The organism is Shewanella kaireitica (assembly GCF_023284045.1).
In the GTDB taxonomy this organism is placed as follows: Bacteria; Pseudomonadota; Gammaproteobacteria; order Enterobacterales; family Shewanellaceae; genus Shewanella; species Shewanella kaireitica.
The window spans coordinates 54,477-71,086 of record NZ_JAKIKQ010000008.1; the positions used below are offsets into that span (position 1 = coordinate 54,477).

15 protein-coding genes and 1 pseudogene are annotated in these 16,610 nt (G+C 45.9%); all 16 read right to left on the reverse strand.

Annotated features, from left to right (window positions below; genetic code table 11):
• Positions 1-3: 3 nt before the first annotated feature.
• Positions 4-627 (reverse strand): DUF3261 domain-containing protein, encoded by a 624-nt coding sequence (locus tag L2730_RS11845; protein ID WP_248974790.1) that lies wholly within the window; start codon positions 625-627, stop codon positions 4-6.
• Positions 615-1,871: an NAD(P)/FAD-dependent oxidoreductase gene (locus L2730_RS11850; protein WP_248974791.1), complete on the reverse strand. Its 1,257-nt coding sequence runs from the start codon at positions 1,869-1,871 to the stop codon at positions 615-617. Before L2730_RS11850 ends, L2730_RS11845 begins: the two co-directional genes overlap by 13 nt.
• Entirely contained in the window at positions 1,865-4,282 is a 2,418-nt protein-coding gene (locus L2730_RS11855; RefSeq protein ID WP_248974792.1) for an MMPL family transporter, read from the reverse strand. The genes L2730_RS11850 and L2730_RS11855 overlap by 7 nt, the downstream gene beginning before the upstream one ends.
• Positions 4,279-5,007 (reverse strand): LolA family protein, encoded by a 729-nt coding sequence (locus L2730_RS11860; protein WP_248974793.1) that lies wholly within the window; start codon positions 5,005-5,007, stop codon positions 4,279-4,281. Before L2730_RS11860 ends, L2730_RS11855 begins: the two co-directional genes overlap by 4 nt.
• Positions 5,004-5,474: an acyl-CoA thioesterase gene (locus L2730_RS11865; protein WP_248974794.1), complete on the reverse strand. Its 471-nt coding sequence runs from the start codon at positions 5,472-5,474 to the stop codon at positions 5,004-5,006. The genes L2730_RS11860 and L2730_RS11865 overlap by 4 nt, the downstream gene beginning before the upstream one ends.
• Positions 5,475-5,508: 34 nt before the next feature.
• Entirely contained in the window at positions 5,509-7,068 is a 1,560-nt protein-coding gene (locus L2730_RS11870) for an HAL/PAL/TAL family ammonia-lyase (RefSeq protein WP_248974795.1), read from the reverse strand.
• Entirely contained in the window at positions 7,065-8,783 is a 1,719-nt protein-coding gene (locus L2730_RS11875; protein ID WP_248974796.1) for a glycosyltransferase family 2 protein, read from the reverse strand. Before L2730_RS11875 ends, L2730_RS11870 begins: the two co-directional genes overlap by 4 nt.
• Positions 8,783-9,175 carry an ApeI family dehydratase gene (locus tag L2730_RS11880; protein WP_248974797.1) on the reverse strand — a complete coding sequence of 131 codons (393 nt, stop codon included), beginning with the start codon at positions 9,173-9,175 and terminating at the stop codon, positions 8,783-8,785. Before L2730_RS11880 ends, L2730_RS11875 begins: the two co-directional genes overlap by 1 nt.
• Positions 9,172-10,551, reverse strand: coding sequence for an AMP-binding protein (locus L2730_RS11885; RefSeq protein WP_248974798.1), 1,380 nt, complete (start codon positions 10,549-10,551; stop codon positions 9,172-9,174). The genes L2730_RS11880 and L2730_RS11885 overlap by 4 nt, the downstream gene beginning before the upstream one ends.
• Positions 10,548-11,096: a COG4648 family protein gene (locus tag L2730_RS11890; protein ID WP_248974799.1), complete on the reverse strand. Its 549-nt coding sequence runs from the start codon at positions 11,094-11,096 to the stop codon at positions 10,548-10,550. The genes L2730_RS11885 and L2730_RS11890 overlap by 4 nt, the downstream gene beginning before the upstream one ends.
• Positions 11,096-11,344 (reverse strand): acyl carrier protein, encoded by a 249-nt coding sequence (locus L2730_RS11895; protein WP_020910524.1) that lies wholly within the window; start codon positions 11,342-11,344, stop codon positions 11,096-11,098. The genes L2730_RS11890 and L2730_RS11895 overlap by 1 nt, the downstream gene beginning before the upstream one ends.
• Positions 11,345-11,352: 8 nt before the next feature.
• Positions 11,353-11,607 (reverse strand): phosphopantetheine-binding protein, encoded by a 255-nt coding sequence (locus L2730_RS11900; protein ID WP_220738057.1) that lies wholly within the window; start codon positions 11,605-11,607, stop codon positions 11,353-11,355.
• Positions 11,585-12,407 (reverse strand): annotated as a pseudogene (locus tag L2730_RS11905) (lysophospholipid acyltransferase family protein). The gene L2730_RS11900 and the pseudogene L2730_RS11905 overlap by 23 nt, the downstream one beginning before the upstream one ends.
• Positions 12,400-13,116, reverse strand: a complete 717-nt coding sequence (locus L2730_RS11910) for a beta-ketoacyl synthase chain length factor (protein ID WP_248974801.1) — start codon at positions 13,114-13,116, stop codon at positions 12,400-12,402. Before L2730_RS11910 ends, L2730_RS11905 begins: the two are co-directional and overlap by 8 nt.
• A 324-nt stretch (positions 13,117-13,440) precedes the next feature.
• Positions 13,441-14,313 (reverse strand): DUF3014 domain-containing protein, encoded by an 873-nt coding sequence (locus L2730_RS11915; protein WP_248974802.1) that lies wholly within the window; start codon positions 14,311-14,313, stop codon positions 13,441-13,443.
• A gap of 193 nt (positions 14,314-14,506) precedes the next feature.
• A complete protein-coding gene (recG, locus tag L2730_RS11920; protein WP_248974803.1) occupies positions 14,507-16,582 on the reverse strand; it encodes an ATP-dependent DNA helicase RecG in 2,076 nt (691 codons plus the stop codon).
• Positions 16,583-16,610: the final 28 nt, after the last annotated feature.

A 16,610-nucleotide genomic window follows, 5' to 3' on the forward strand; every position in this document is an offset into this window, starting at 1 on the left:
GGTTTATAACGGGTTGATGATGAGCTCAAAGTTCGCTGCATCTATATTGAGTTTGACGTTAGCTGACCAAAGGTTCCGCTGACTATAACTAATTGTGACAATTGCCTCATCGTCAATAACACTGTGTTGCTTATCGACATAAAGCCTTCGGCAATAGCCTGCATCGCAATTATAGCCTTGTATATAACCATTTTGTAGATGTTGATTAATACTGTCTTCATCCCAATAGATAAGCTGCATAATAGCTAGCAGGTACTCTGCCTTAAATTGCGAGCCGAGCAGTGCACTTTGCTCACTAATGAGCTGATGATCGTCATAAGTGAGGGTGAATAGTGGCTGCCCTAGTGGAGCCAAACCGACTAAGGTTAACTGCAGTGCGGTAAGCTCAAGTTGAGTTAATAATTCATGCTGGCTTAACTGAGTTTTTATGGTGGCTTTTTGTGTCAGGCTGCGCTCAGCTACTGCTGCTTGTGGGTTCTGACCGCTACCAGTAATCGGCGCAAGGCAATAACTCACATCGCTTGGAAGCTCAACGCAGGTCTGTCTTTGCAGTGTTTGGCTACAGCCCGTTAATAGCAGTAGCGCAACAATGGCGAGTGTTTTTAATCGGAATCCTAACTGCGGCATAGCTCTACAACCATATTAAGGCGTCTTTTAGACTCACTAACGAAGGGATTATTCTGATCCCATGCATAGCCAGCGAGTATTGAGCAGATCATCTGCTTAATGGTGACATCAGGATTTTGATAGAAGATAGCCTCTTGAAAGCGGCAGTCATACCATGCTTCAACATAAGTTCTAAAGGTATCGACCCCTTTCATCAACGGCTCAGCATATTCAGTTTGCCAATTAATACTTTCACCGTCGAGTTGCTTAACCAGCGCTTTGGCTGCTAAAGACGCAGACTGCATCGCAATGGTGACGCCCGATGAAAATACGGGGTCGAGGAACTCTCCAGCATTACCAAGCAGTGCAAATTTGTCTGTTGCTAAGGTGGTCACGTTAGCGGAGTAACCCTTTAATATCCCGCTATCGTTAATCAGCTCAGCATTGGCTAATAATCGCTTAAGTCCTGGCTCTTGAGAGATCATCTCTAGCAATACATCGTCTAGATTAGCGGTTAAATCGCCAAGCTGGTGGGGCTCAGCTACTACGCCAATAGAGCAGCGGCCATCGCTAAATGGAATAAGCCAATACCAAATATCTTGGTTCTTTGGATGAACGCTAATAAGGATCTTATTTCGGTCAAAGTCGCTGCAAGTGATGTTGTCTTGAATATGATTAAATACTGCAGTGCGTGTCGGTAAGCTCGATGGTTTTTCTAACTCAAGTAATCGCGGTAATACGCGACCAAAACCACTGGCATCTAGGATAAACTTGGCGTTGACACTGTAGCTTTCGCCCGCTTCATTTTTTACGCTGAGTTGCGGCACGTCGGTTAAATCGACCGATTCTACCGATTGGCCATAACGGATTTCAACACCCTGCTTGGTGGCTTCATCTGCCAGTAGTTTATCGAACTTTGCCCGCTCAACTTGAAAAGTTGTGCCCGGTCCTTGGCTAAACTTATCGTTAAAATCAAAAGTGGTATATCGGTCGCCACATCTAAATGCGGCGCCATCTTTATATTGAAAGCCCGCTCGGTTAACCGCGTCAAGCATATTGGCTTCTGCTATTACCTGCATGCAGCAAGGTAGCAAACTCTCCCCAATGGAAAAGCGTGGAAAATGTTGCTTTTCAAGCACTAGCACACGCTTTCCTTGGGCATGCAGCAAGCTTGCAACAATGCTACCTGATGGCCCTGCACCTATAATGGCGACATCGACCTCTTCAACACTGGTAGTGTTTTGATGTGCGTGAGTGCTTAGCATTCGGCTGTTTTCCTTGTGAAAATCTGAATAAAGGGAGAGAGTAAAAAGGTAAAGCTAATACCGATTAGTAGTGTTAAACCGAACGCGCTAATCGCTGGGGTTTGGCTAAAGGCGAGTAAACCAAAGGCCAGTAGGGTAGAGGTGGCAGACATAAGCACCGCCATCATCACGCCGCGAGTCTGTTGTTTGGCTTCAGCAAAAAACAGGCTGTAGTCGATACCGATCCCAAACACTAAAATTAGTGCTAAGGCATGAAATAGTGTCAATGGTGCCTGAAGTAAACCTAAAGCGGATAGGGTTAATAAAGCTGAAAACGCAGGTACACAGACGACAATAATGGCTAACTTAATGCCGAACCTCAATGTAAAAATAGCTAATGCTGCAATCAGCGCGATAACCAGTAATGCTAAGGTAAGTTGTCGGTAGTGGCTCATCAGTTTTGAGATCTCACCGACTTTATCAATCAACTGTACATTGGGGTTGTTGCTAAACAGCGTTGAGAGTTTATCAAGTTGTTTAATACCGCCGAGCATGACAATCGCGCCGTAATCTGAGCCTTGCTCAGGTATAAGCCACAATGGAGCTAACTGCTGGCCAGCTGCTGAGTTTATAAATGTATTTGCCTCGATATAGCGGCCATTTGCGGCGTGATACTCATCCACAAGTGGTTGAGCTATGCTCTCTTCAATACCTAATCTGGCTAAGATTTCAGTTAAATTATCTAGATAGATCTGTTGCTGTAGCAGATAGTTACTCGCTTGGGTTTTCTCACTCGGAAGAAAGCGACTTAAACTGAAATGGTTTCCTATCAACTGTTGTTTAGCTGCCGACTCAAGTAGTGGCTCGAGCTGCTCAAGCTGTAACTTAAGCGCCTCTTCACTATTAGCGTGAACCAGCAAGAACTGATTGTCAGTGCCGCCACTTAGCACCGTGCGTAAACTGTCTTCTTGTTGTTGAATAGCTGTGGGAGTGTGCTGCAACTGGCGAATATCATCGTCACTGCGAAGTTGGTTCAATCCCATCGCTGTAAAAGTCATACCGACTAGTAACCATATGCTACTGGTTAATCGAGATGATGGCATAACACGCTTAAGCATAAAGTTTTGGTAGCGATCAGCTATATCGAGAAGATGCTGGCTATCTTTAAGTTTCGCGCAAGCCAATTTAGGGTAAGCAAACACCAAGGTTAAGTATGCGCCGATCAGCCCTGCAGCGCAGAATATCGCGACTTGCTGCATACCAGGAAAAGGCGCTAACCCTAAAGAACCATAGGCGACAATGCTAGTGACTAGCGCCAGTGAAATGGCGGGTAAAATAGTTAATGAGGCCTGGTTAGCATCAAGGCTCGGATTATTGAGGCGCTCGCAGTAAAAGTGAAAACAGTAATCGATGGCGATACCAATGAGGCTAGTGCCAAATACTAAGGTCAGTAGATGCAGTTCACCAAAGACCAATAGCGTTAGCACGATGGCAAACAGTAAGCTACTACTCAAGGTAATGATAGCTATGGTCAATGGCATCACAGAGCGAAAAGCCAACCACACTAATGCGATTACACCGACAAGCGAGATTAGCCCAATACTTGAGACCTCTTGCTTGGCATTGTCTGTGGCTGCAGCGGCATGAAACAGCGCGCCTGCCTTGATGAAACTTACCTCTGCATTATCAGCTGTGACAGCGCTCATTGCTTGTTCTAGTGCGGCTAACTGCTGCTGTTGAGCATTGGGACTAAATGCGCTTTGTAACCCCTTCGCCATCACAATCGCGATGTACTTGGGAGAAGTATGGCTGTTGTTTTGTGGCAACGTGCTCAGCAATACGCCATTTTGCACCGATAGTGCTTGCTTGGGAGCAAGTGCCAGTAAGTTATCAGGGTAGAGCAGTAGCGGATCTTGGCTAATGAGACCACTATTGGCATAGCCAAATGCGCTATAAAGTTTTTGTAGGCTGGCTTGAGTGAGCTGCGGCCATTGCTGTTGACTAAGCTGTTGCTGTTGCCTATCGGTGAGCAGGTTAAAGCGATAGGGAAAATAAAAAGCATTTAAAGCCTGTGCTTGAGATATATCTGCGCTTGCAACATCAGTGAATACTGCTGCACTGTGTGTTTTCAACTGCTGCATTAACAGTGAGGCGCTATTAACCGCCTCACTTTTATCTGCTGCAATAACCCCGATATAGAGCCTGTTAGCAAGTTGCTGCTCAACCGCTGCCATTGCCCTTTGTGTCAGTGGGCTTTCGCTCACTTTAGGCAGCATTGCTAATATGTCGGTTTGAATTTTTGCACCAGATTGCCATTGAACGCCGCCGACAACTAGCGTGCTAACGACTAGCATCAACCAGATCGCTAGTTTTTTGGTAGGGCTTATTCGGGATAGAAAGCCAAGTGCGATACTCTGTAGTTTGACGCTCATTGAGTCTCTCTGAGGATATCAGCGATAGCGGGCGAGAAGCGCGCCTTGTCTTGCTCAGTTAATGGTTGTTCAACAAGCTCAGAAAACTCAATACGGCTGCGATCTTGATTATCGCTAAATAGGATTAAGGTTTGAATATGCGTCTCGCCGCTCAATACGAGCCGAGGCATGGCCTTTTGCACCATAGGATCTATCGGAGTGAGTCCTAGCTGCCATTGTGGGTTGTTGCTGGTGGCACTGTGGATGCTGAGTTTGAAATGCTGTTGCAGCGTTTGTAAGTCGCCGCTAAGCAGTGCATTGAGTAGTGTGGGCATGAGCTGTGATAACTGACTTGTGCTAGCAGATTGCTGGGCCTGTGTTACCTGAATTTGCCCTTGGCTGTCGATTTGCGTCAGCTTCCCGGCTTGCAAAATCAAGGTGCTACTAAAAGGAGATTGTTGCTGCCAAACGATACCAAGTTGTTTAGAAAATACAAAATTACCGTGGCTCAGCAATGGCTTTTTGAGTACTTTTAAATAGCGATGCTGAGTAAACAGCCCCTTTGCTTGCGGACTCGGTGATAGTTGCTGCGTCAGTTGTTCAAGCTCTGCACTTGATGCCTGTTGGCTAAACAAAGTGGTAAAATCCGTTTGGTTATCGGCGCCAAAACTTGCGCTACTTGCCAGCAGTAAAGTGGTTAGTAATATAAGTTGCTGACATGCTCTTTTCAACAGCATCAATCTCATCGGCTTATGCCCTTAACTGACCCAACTGCAGGGCTCGATGGCTCGACATCAGCTATTAGCGCTGCAATCTTATGCTGGAATATATCAGGGGTCACAAAGCACAGCTCTTCAGTTTGCATATCAACTGCCGCTTGAATGGTATAACCCTTGGTTATGCGTTTTTGAGTTGCGGCATCCAGTACTTGATAGTTGATTTTAAGGCGGTTCTCCCACTCTACAATGGCTGCTTTTATAATCACTTTTTGTTCGAAAGTACTCGATTGCACATATTTTATCTGCAGATCAACAATGGGCCAGCTATAGCCTGAATCTTGCATGGCACGGTAGCCGTAATCAATCTTGTCGAGTAACTGACAGCGAGCAACCTCAAAATAGCGTAGGTAGTTGCCATGCCAGGTAATGCCCATAGAATCGACATCATGGAATGGGATAACAACTTCGATCTGGGTGCTTATTATGCCTTTCATCAGTTCACAACTCTCCGCTTATCGCCGCTATGAATTAGCATACTTCCCAATAACCCGATTGGATTTTATCAACGGTTGAGCGAAGTGTTTGCTCAAGCGGTCGGTCTTCGGTAAGTAGTTCAAAACCTTCTTCAACTTGCGCTAGCGTCTTGCCTAGTGAGGGGGTGATAGAGCTTGGTACGAGTTCTTGCTGTGCTATCCGCAAACGAATGCCCTGCGACATGGCAAGCAACGCGGCGGCAGCCACCTGCTCAGTGAGTTGCAAAACTCGGATGCAATCACGGGCAGAAATGGTACCCATACTAACCTTGTCTTGGTTGTGGCACTCAGTTGAACGTGAAAATACACTGGCTGGCATAGTATTTTTTAACGCCTCTGCAGTCCAAGCGGATACGCCGATTTGCACAGCTTTAAAACCGTGGTTAATCGCTTTACGTTTCCCCATGGCACCAGACAAGTTAGCCGGTAGACCATTATTAAACTTTTGATCCATCACTAATGCCATCTGGCGATCGATAAGGTCTGCGATGTTCGCCACTGCGTTCTTCATTGAATCCATGGCAAAGGCAATATGGCCGCCATAGAAATGTCCGCCGTGCAGAATATGTTCGCCTTCACCGTCAACAATAGGGTTGTCGTTGGCGCTATTCAGTTCCGTTTCAATAAACTGGCGCATAAACGGTAGTGCATCTTGCAGTACTCCAATGACATGCGGTGCACAGCGGATAGAGTATCTGTCTTGTAATCGGTCTGAATTACGAGGATGAGTGTGATGATTGAGATCTTCACGGATCCAGGCCGCGATCTGATTTTGGCCTGGATGCGGTTTGGCGGCAAACAGGATGTCATCAAAGTGGTTTGAATTACCTTTTAACACTAATGACGCCATCGCCGTAATACGGCTTGAAAGACGGGCCATATATTGGGCGCGGTCGTAGGCTAAGCAGGCTAATGCCGTCATTACTGCTGTGCCATTCATTAGCGCTAATCCCTCTTTAGGACGTAGTGTTAGCGGTGTAATTCCTAGCTGCTGATAAACTTCGCTGGTTGGGCGGCGCTGACCTTGATACATCACATCGCGTTCGCCAACAAGCACTGCCGCGAGGTAAGACAGTGGAGTTAAGTCACCGCTGGCACCCACAGAGCCTTCCTCTGGGATTACCGGGGTTATATTAAGGTTAAGCAGTGTTTCTATGCGTTCGAGTAGCTCATAGCTGACGCCAGATTTACCGACCGCGAGTGAGCTTAAGCGACAGGCCATTACAGCTCTTGCCTGTGGAATGGAGAGAATATCACCCATGCCGCAGCCATGAAAGCGGGTTAAATGCAGCGGTAATTCATGTACCAGATCAAGTCCAACAGTGACAGTGCAAGAGTCGCCATATCCTGTGGTTACGCCATAGACCACGCCTTCCTCTTTTAGCAAACTATCGATAAACCAGGCGCCTTTTTGGATATAGGCTCGATATTCATCAGTCTGGTTTAGCTTTGCAGTAGCGCCTTTGGCAATCGCTACAACGTCTTCTAGAGACAGGTTGCGGTAACCAAATTCTACCGATTGCTTATTGGTGTTCTGGGAGCTTGCCTGTGTCATTTTTGTTGTTGTCCTTTACTGCTTTTAATGTCGGCACGTTGGACATCTTCGTCCTTGTGCCAAAAATCATAAAAATTGAACCACTGTAGTGGCTGGCGCAGCGCAAAATATTCTAAGCGCTTGCTAAAGTCGAGTACCGCATTTTCTAGCCGTTCGGCACGGCCTGCACGCGGGCCTTTTAAGGTATTTGCAAAGTGGCTTACATGGACGTGATAACGCCCCTTTTCACGTAAGCAAAATAGGGTGAATACTGGGCAATCTAATAATCCAGCAAGGATAAAAGGCCCTTGGGGAAATGGTGCTTCTTTCCCAAGAAATCGTGCGTATATAACCCGACCTGCCGTTTGTGATGAGGTTCTATCTCCTGCAATCACCACTAACTCTCCCTCATCTATCTTTTGTTGCAGCAAGATCGAAGTACTCGGTCCCAATTCAGTCACTTGAATAAGGTTCAGTGCGCTGTCTGGATTAAGTTGTTTAAGTACGCGGTTAAAATTCTCGGCGTTATCGGTTAGCACCATAACGTTAACTTTTACTTTACGCTGGTGGATCGATATCGCACGGCAAAGCTCTAGGTTTCCTATGTGTGAGACCAGTAACACTGCCCCCTTGCCTGTTTCAAGTTGATCTGTCAGTAGCTGTCTATTTGGAAAATCGACTTCGGCAAGTTTGATGCGATCGCACCAAGCATCAATACGATCGAGTGCGGCATTACCAAAGGAAAAAAAGTGTTTCAGACTATCGCGCCAGCTAAGTTTATCACTAAGCTGTGGGTGGTTAGGCTGAGTTGTTTTCACTTGAGCTAAGAATTGCTTTGATGCGGCTCTAGCAGTTGTACCTGTGATAAAGAAGTAGCAAATAACAGGATACATAATGGCGCGGCATAACCAGTGGCCGCCGTAACGATAGCTATCGGCAATAAGCTTGACCCCCCAGTAACTGCCGCGTTCTTGCATGCTTGACCAATGTTTATCTTGATTACGCTGGCTCAACCTTTGCCACAAGCGCTTAGGTTGGCGTAGTAACATGCCAAAAAACAATTGGCTGTGCATCGCTGATATCCGCACATTATCTTTAACACCTTGAAAGTGGCTAATACCATCTTCAGGGTAGATTACGCGGGTTGGAATATGCACAACGGGTACGCCCTGCCAATATAGGCGCACTAATACTTCGATATCGAAATCCATTCGCTCGCCAAGGGCATGGCTTAAAAATAGCTTTTCTGTTGCTGCTAAGGGGTAAACCCTAAAGCCACACATAGAGTCTTGAATATCAAAGCTAAGGGTTTCTATCCAAACCCAAAAGTGGGTGAGATAGCGACCATATAAACGCCCTTTTGGGACGGAATCATCATATTGCGGTAAACCAGAAATCAAAGCGTTAGGCTCTGATTCTGCCCGCGCTATCATCGCTGGAATATCATCTAGGTTGTGCTGCCCATCTGCATCGACTTGCAATGCATGACTGAAACCGTCCGTGTAGGCGGTGCGCAGCCCTGTCATTACAGCGGCGCCTTTGCCGCGGTTAAAAGGGTGGTGTAGCAATGTTACCCAAGAATATTTGTTTGCCAGTTCAATAAGCAAAAACCGAGTTTCATCATCGCTGCCGTCATTGACTAAGTAACAGGGCAGCGCAAGCGTATCCAGTCGCGCAAGTGTTTCAGCAATAGCTGCTCGGTGATTGTAATTGGGAATGACCAAAGCGATGCGCATTAACCGTTTACCTCATCCGCGGTTTGGAGAGTGGTTTGCTCTGCTTTATTGAGTGCAATTCGCCCCGATGCAAAGCGCTTTTCGCCATCGCTATAAGCAAAAATAAGCTTGGCTTTAGTAGCGTTATGGTTGATGGTTAAATCTACCTGAGTGTCAGGTAACATCAACTGTTGAAACTTGAGCACCTCAAGCACTGCCACGCTGCAATCGTAGCCAAAGTGTTGGCAACCGAGTTTGATTGCCCAATCAAGCTGAGTGACCCCGGGCAGCACCGGTTGTTCAGGAAAATGACCGTTAAAGTACTCCAGCTCTGCGACGATATTTAATCGCCAACAGATGGAGTCGGTATCCGCTTGGGTACTGATAATTGCTGGTAGTGCTGATTTAATCATTTACTTTTAAACTTATCGATATCAAATAAAGCCAACATGTTGCTATGGACGCGTTTACCTTGTTGATCCATTGGCAGTTGCTCTGGATAGCGCCAGCGTCTTGGCAGTGTGACGCGTTCAAATTGTGACAAAAGATGCTGTTTAAACTGGTTGTTGAGCGCCAATTTTCCAGCTAACTCTAGCTGCTCTAGGCCTTGGGGTGAAAGCTCAATTGCTGCCCCCAACTGTGTTCTAGGCTGCTCAAGCATCAATAATGCTGCCTTGGTGACATAGGGATGACTCTCTAGCAATGACTCCATTTGCACCAGAGATAAGCGCTTCTCTTCAACTTTGATGATACGGTCTAGACGCCCCTCGAGCGTAAACTGACCGTCGGCAACTATGCTAATTTTATCTTCACATCTAAGCCAATGATCATCTTCTAAATAGGGAGATCGAAGCTGCAGTGCCCCATCGGCGGCATCACGCTTAATCTCTATCTTGGCAAATGTTTGCCAAGGCTCTAAAGGGGAGTGTTGTTGTCTATAACCAACCCCGCCAGTTTCGGTGCTGCCAAATACTTCTGTGGGTAACTTACCGTAACAATGTTTAATCGCCATGGCAGCGTCAAAGCTTAACGGGCCGCCAGAGCTAAATACTAAGCTTGGCGCGCGAAGTTGCGGCTCGTTATCGAGCGCATCAGGTAAACGAGACAGTTGCGCCGGGCTGCTGATTAAGCATAGATTCGGAAATAGATTTGCGTAATAGCTAAGTGTTTCTGGGTATTCGACAAGGTCGCTCAGAAATGGACGACTGGCTGCTAGTGGCCAAAGAATTTTAAATAACAATCCATAAATGTGCTGGTGTGAAACGGTGGAGATCACGCTACAGTGAGGCAAGTGTTCGGCAAAGGTATGCTCTAATACGCTAACCTCTGCATCGAGTTGGCTAAGTGATTTTGCTATTTTCTTAGGCTTACCACTGCTACCAGAGGTAAATAGGATTAGTTCGCCCCAGTGCGTTAATTGAGGCCAGGTCGATGTTGGTAGGTTCAGCTCTTTATCTAGGCGCAGGAAAGCTTTGCCTTCACAGAGTGGTAGATCTGAAATGACCCCCTCAAACTCGTGAGTCAATTCACTTAATGTTCCAGCTTGAGTATTGCCGGGCAAGATAATCTGTTTACCTGCGAGCAAACCTGCACACAGGCCTACGGCAAACATATCACTGCTTTCACAACTAAGTAGCCAGCGTTTTTCTATTGAGCTGACTAATTGCTGATGTAAGTGAGCTACTTGACTGCTGAAAACGGAACCAGTCACAATATTGTGATGGTTGAAGCTGATCAACTGCTGTGCGGTTGGCCCTTGAGACAACCAAGATTTAAGTAATTGAGTCATGTCTTTTTTAACCACAATGTTCTGTATAACCACTCACCAGCGAGTAGTAAACCGATAAGCAAATAGGCGATTAAACCGTTATAGAGTGTCCAAGTCGCTAAATCTGTATAGAGCGCGGTATAAAGTGCCACGCTAGCATTGAAAATAAACAGTCCACACCAAATCAACGTTACTTTATTGAGATAGCCAATAGCCGTCTGTGGCAGATCAGGCTCTTTTAGTCTGGCTAACTGTTCGATCATGCTAGGACCGCGAAGCAGTGAGTAGCTAAATAACCCCAACATGGTGAGATTAATCACTACCGGATAGAACAATAGAAGATCATGCTGTCTGGCGAAAAAGCTACCGGCAGTAAGACCAATACCAATAAATATGGGTAAGCGTAACGCTTTAAGTTTCTGCTGTTGCAGCATTAGGCGCAGTAGTAATACTGCACATAGTAGCAGTGCTATTGTGCCGCTTGGCAAATAGTGCAAACCAAAGTAGACGGCTAGAGGGTAGCCAATAACCACTAAACTGGTCACTATTTGCAAAAATAGCCGCATTAGCCTTTAACTAATCCTTCAATCGCAGTGACGACGTCACCGACGCTGCGGACTGCTTTGAACTCTTCAGGCTTAATTTTTTTACCTGTCATCTGCTGCAGTTTTATCACCAGATCGACAGCATCAATACTGTCTAGATCGAGTTCTTCATAGAGTGATGCCTCTAACGTTATATCGTCAGCTTCCACTTCAAATTCATCAACTAAGATGTGAGTCAGTGCTTCTAAGATCTGTTCACGAGTTTGCATAATGTCTCCTACACTCGCTGTGACTTAACAAAGTTTGCTAAGCTAGCAACGCTGTAAAAATGCAATTTGGTTGCTTCAGAATTTGCTTCAATTTTTACATCGAACTGCTTCTTGATTGCTAAACCAAGTTCAAGGGCATCAATAGAGTCTAATCCCAAGCCTTCGCCAAATAGCGCTGCATCGGCATCAATATCATCAATAGTGACATCTTCAAGATCAAGGCTGTCGATGATCAATTGTTTAATTTCGTTTTCTAAGCTCATAAGTATTTATCTAATTGTTGTTTATAATATTCTTCAAGATCACGAGTCATTTGGCGAGCCATTTTAGCATTGCCACCCGCAGTAGCATCATAACGTAGATAGGGCAGTTTTTCGCCTACTTCGATATGCATGCCTATTGTACGTCTGGGTAGTTGATACCAAGACTCTTGTTTACTAAAGCCGACACAGTTGGTTTTAAGTAGTAATGGTAGTAAATCGCTTTGGGTACGGATGGTGATATTAGCAGCACCACGCGCAAAATCATTGACTCGTTTGCCGATAACTGTGCGGGTACCTTCAGGGAAAATAATGAGGTTATTGCCTCGGTTTAACACCTCTTTGCAGTCCGCCAAAAGTAAATCTGCACCACGATTCGGGATGTAACCGGCACTCGATACTACGCCACGCATAAATGGATTGCGCCATATACCTTGTTTAACAATACAGCTGGTATTGGGCATTAAGCTAATCAGCACAACGACATCAACAAGTGTCGGATGATTAGAGGTGACAATCATGCCTTTGGCATCTTTTAGTTGCTGTAGATCGCCATGGCTCACTTTTATCAGACCAGCCCAAGTGAGCATACGGACAAAGCCTTTAAACATAATATGAACGGCATACTGCACTCGTGCGATACGCTGTGTGGTTGTGCCTGGCCAAAATCTGAGAATAGGTAAAATAGTTAATGAGCTGAGTAGGCCGCCAAGGCCAAAAACGATATAGCACAAAGTGCCACCCAACCAGCGTGGTAGGTAAGCGATGCCTGTTAGTCGAGCCGGGGCAGGTTGGTTACTCAAAACACAGACTCCAATGTGCGCCAGAGAAGTTACCTGAGGTTGCTTTTTTCTGGGCAATACTCGCGAGTATGTCTACTAGTGTTAGCGGGTTTACATCTGCCTGTATTGGTTTCAAATCGATTTGGGCAAGCGCAACGTGTTGAGTGTTACTCGGGGCAATCACAAAAGCGGCTGCAATTGGCCACTCAGGCTCGCTGGCAAACTGCTGATAGATATCAGGGACTGTGTCATCAGCATAAGAAAGTAGCAAGGGTTCAGGATCATCGACTAATAACGCATATGCTTCGATAAATGCTTGGTAAAGCGTTTCACTTCCAGCTGCGATAGAGGTCGATGCGTTTTGGTTTTGGCTCAAAATGCTATAGATCCCACTGGCAGTATTGTGTACTGATTGGCTAAAAGCTGTTGGCGACAGTGGAGACTGATCAACAATGTCATTGAGTAAATTGATGGTGCGATTTATCTCTCCATGCTGAGAGGCAAAAATACTGCGACATTGAGCCGGGGGCTCACATTGAAAAATCGAATCAAGGATTATTTTTGTCAACTTACTCAAACGGCGGCGCTGCATTGCTGGGACTTGTGGCAACTTAGGCGCAGCCGTTACTGTCGCTCCAATATCTGATATCGCAGCAGGCCAAGCTTGCCAGTCAGCTTTGTGCTGATACTGCGGCGACCAAGCGCCCCATGAAAGAATGCTAAACTTCATTGCACTGCCTCACATACGAATATCCGTTCGTAGTGCCTAAAATAGAATGTCTAAGTGACTGATTTATTAAATTATAAACCAAATACGCTGTACGAGCGCTAAATAAGTACATAATCAGTGGAGATAGCTTCTGATGGGGAGTAGTACGTTACCATCAAAAAGTACGCTGACGAGGCGCCATTCTACAACAGAATATGTTTGAACAAGAAGTGTTTTAAGATACGGCTGTAACTTAATGCAGTGGACCGTTATCGAGGTGTGGGGATTAGGTTAGGGCTCTGTTATTTAAGAGCCCTCTATAGAGTTTTAAATACTGTTAACGGATCAATTTAGGTGCTTTTGTAACCGACGTAGTGCTGACTTTACCTTACGAGAGTTCTCAGGCCCCATACGGATCATCAACTTCTGTGCATTGGGTAGTGCTTCTAAATTCGGATCAACAAATTGGTAGTTTACGCTGACACCATCGAGCTCAATAGGCTGTTCAATAATAGGCGCATCTAGCATGACAGCGATTGCCTGCTGCATTCTTTCATCAAACGAAGTGTCGTTATAGCCGAGTTCACTAAATGCTTCACCTAATAGTGGAGTCATCTCTTTGTAACTTTTAGCTAACTCCTCTTCATTTAGGCTGGCAAGAAAGTCAGCGTACAGATCATAACGATGATAACTATCAGGATCGACATAGGTTTTGTTTGCTATCTCAGATACTGTGAAGCTGTTGTTTGGCGCTTTCAATGGGCTCACTTTACGAGCCAACTCCCCTTGAGCCAAATTATCTACAAACACCACAAACTGACGTACAACATTATCTTCAATCATCAATGGCTCAATGGCCATTCCGTCGGCGATGTCTATCGCCTTTTGATGGATATAAGCGTCACTGTCGGCAAGAGCGGGAAGCGGCTCAACTTCAGGAACAGGCTCTACTTCAGGTAGCTGCACAGGCACAGGTTCAACAATTTCAGGTTCTGGTTCAGGCAGAGTAGCTTCTGTTTCAAGCGGCTCTGCTGGGATTGGGTCTGGCACGATAACAGGTGCAATTATCTGTGGTTCTTCACTCTTATCATCACCACTTAAATAGTAGTAACCTCCAGCAGAGATCAACACAACTGCGGCAATGGCAATAATTGCTAGGCCATTTGTACCTGAGGATTTCTCCTGAGGCGTAATTCTATCTTCTTGACTGAGTTGCATTTAGTTTCCTCTGCTACCGCACGATAATCGTTTTAGTGGTAATGCATTTACTATTCACCCATTTTGCAAAATTAAACAGGCTTGTCTATAGGTTGAAGCTCTATTAAGGATATTTAATTTGTATCAAGTTTTAAACTGTATCTAATTACCACATAGAGTATGGCTAAGTTGTCTTAAAGTGGTGGTTTCTTCTTTATGCTTGGACAAATTGCTCACGATCACCAAGCCAACGTTGAATTATGGCGTCGACACTGCTGGGAGCTTGCTGCATAACATGAGGGGCTAGCTTTTGCACATGAGGGATTAATGCTTGATCGCGCATTAGATCTGCGATTTTCATATCTGCAACCCCCGTTTGTTTTGTACCTAACACTTCCCCTGGACCGCGGATCTCTAAATCTCGCTGTGCGATAACAAAACCGTCGTTACTTTGCCTTAATACACCTAAGCGTTTCGTTGCAGTGGCTGATAGCGGTGGCTTATACATCAACACACAATGGCTGGCGATGGCGCCACGGCCAACACGACCTCTAAGTTGGTGCAGTTGCGCTAGTCCTAGACGTTCAGGGTTTTCAATAATCATCAAACTGGCATTAGGAACATCTACACCGACCTCAATCACAGTTGTCGCGACGAGCAAGTGTAATTCGCCGGCTTTAAAGCTTGCCATTATTTGCTGCTTTTCAGCAGGCTTCATTCGGCCGTGCACTAAACCGACTTTTAACTCGGGCAGGGCAAGTTTGAGTTCCTCTGCGGTGTCTTCGGCGGCTTGGCATTCTAATGCCTCGGACTCTTCAATAAGCGTACATACCCAATAGGCTTGGCGATTATCGTTAACGGCTGCTTGGCGTACTCTGTCGATAACTTCATCACGGCGCTGATCTGATACAGCAACTGTGGTAACCGGAGTTCGTCCTGGTGGCAGTTCATCAATGACTGAGGTATCGAGATCGGCGTACGCTGTCATCGCCAACGTTCGCGGAATTGGTGTTGCGGTCATAATCAGCTGATGTGGGTGAAAGCCCTGACTGACACCTTTCTCTCGCAAGCCTAATCGCTGGTGAACACCAAAACGATGTTGCTCATCGATGATAATTAACGCTAGCTTATTAAACAGCACTTGCTCTTGGAATATTGCATGGGTGCCAATAACGATATTGGCATCACCTGATTCAATATCGGCTAAAGATTGTGTTCTTGCCTTGCCTTTTAATTTACCTGCTAACCAGCCAACTTTAAGTCCAAGTGGCTCAAGCCAGCCTCTAAAGTTTATTGCGTGTTGTTCTGCAAGAAGCTCTGTCGGTGCCATCATCGCGACTTGGTAACCGCTCTCGATAGCTTGCAGGGCGGCTAATGCCGCCACTAATGTTTTTCCTGAGCCAACATCGCCCTGAACAAGACGCATCATAGGTTCTGCTTTTTCAAGGTCGCGAGTGATGTCGCTAACCACACGTTGCTGCGCCCCTGTAGGTTTAAAAGGCAGCGATGCTAAAAATGGGTTTAGCAGTTGGCCTGTCGCCGACATACTAACGGCTTTATCGCGGCGGGTGCGTTGGCGAAGGCGCAACATACTTAAATTATGCGCCAGCAACTCCTCTTGGATAAGGCGTTGTTGTGCGGGGTGAGTACCGTTTTCCAGATCAAACAGTGACACTTGATTATTTGGACGGTGCAGTAGCTGCAGTGCTTGTTTCAGCTCCAAATGATTGGGCTGAAGGTTGCTTGGCAGTAACTCTGGTAGCCCGCCGTTGGCTAACATCGTTAGCGCTTGTTCCGTTAGCTTAATCCAACTGGCTTGTTTAAGACCTTCGGTTGTTGGGTACACAGGCGTTAATGTGTCACTTAAAGGGGCGGGGTCGTCAATAGAAACTAATTTGTACTCTGGATGAATGATCTCATTGAAGTGTTTACCACGGCGGATTTCGCCGTAAGCACGGATCACACTGCCCGCTTGTAGACCGTTTCGTTGTGCAACTGAGAAGTTGAAAAACCTTAGGGTTAAACTGCCAGTATCATCACGCACTGTGCAGGTAAGCATGCGCTTACGTCCCTGTAATACTTGGCTGGATTGGATTACTGCTTCAACTGTGCCGTAGCTGCCAGGATAGAGTGAGGCAATTGGATAAATTTGAGTACGATCTTCATAGCGAAGCGGTAGGTGAAACAACAGATCTTGCACTGTTGTGATCCCTAGCTTTGCTAATCTCTCGGCCATCTTTTTCGCGACGCCCTTGAGTTCTGTTATCGGAACAAGATCGAGTCTTTGCAAACGTTTAGCACTCAAACACTGTAAATTT